We start from the raw sequence: 1,023 nt of genomic DNA, 5'->3' as shown, positions 1-1,023 counted from the left end.
AGGTGGTTGGTCAGCTCTTTGTTCGATTGCAGGCCAGCTCTTCGTCCCGACCGTTGGAGTGTGAAGATGGCGCGCGCAGGTCGAGTCAAGGCCGGCCCGTAGGGCCGCCGCGAAGCGGCTTGGCCTTGACTTGATCGAGCACGCCATCAGGCTGTTGTGGTCGGGCGTGGGCGGGGTGGACTACTCCTTATGGTCAGTGATCCAAGGGCCGAGCCGGTTTGGCAACCTGGTTTGCGTGCCAGGTCAAACTCACATTCGGTCGTCGCGTGATAGCGACTGCACCAACATTCCGCTTGCGGCGGGCAGGCTCGAGAGGACGAGGCCATTCTTCGTTGCGGCGTTTGAAGCCATGCAATCCATCGGTTCGTCCACCCGGATCGGCCGAGGCTGATCAACCTCGGCGGATTGGTATCCTTGGTGGGAGAGCTGTATTCTCAGGCGGTCTTCATCACGGCTGCCTCGATCACGACGCCAGCCGTCACGTACTTCCACAGGGCCACGAGCAGCTTGCGGGCCAGTGCCACGATCGCGCGCTTGCGGCCGCGGTCGCTGTGCGCGTCAAACCATTGCGTCAGGGCCGATTGGGGCTGGTGCCGCACCCACAACCAGGCGAGCTGGATCATCGTGGTTCTCAGGCGCGGATTGCCGGCCTTCGACACGCCTTGCTCACGCTCGATGCCGCCACTGCGCCACGGCGTGGCCGCAAGACCGGCATAGGCCGCAATCTGGCGGCGGTTGGCGAACCGGCGGTAGAAGGCTTCCAACCAGAGAACGGCAGCGAAGTTTGGGCCCATTCCCTTCAAGGCCAGCAGCATCGTCACCGGATCCGGTGCAGCCGGTGTGCCTGCAGGCTTTCTCACCGCAGCCAGCAGTGCATCCTGTTCGGCCTCCACGGCCTCGATCTGGCCGAGCAGAAGTTCGAGCCGGTCGAGCTCGCGGCCGATCTGTGCCTTCAAATGCGCCGGTAGCAGTCGCCCATCGCCGGTACGCAAGGCCTCAAGCCGTGCCCGGCGGTTGCTCCGC

The 1,023-nt window shown here is 64.4% G+C and carries 1 protein-coding gene; it reads right to left on the bottom strand.

The window, feature by feature from the left end; translation table 11 throughout:
• Positions 1–434: 434 nt before the first annotated feature.
• The coding region (locus SO180_RS42425; RefSeq protein WP_449384713.1) for a transposase at positions 435–1,023 on the bottom strand (589 nt) is incomplete at its 5' end.

It is taken from the genome of Bradyrhizobium sp. UFLA05-112, assembly GCF_053572325.1.
The sequence above is the reverse complement of the archived record's forward strand: the minus strand, read 5'-3'. Positions and strand labels throughout refer to the sequence as shown.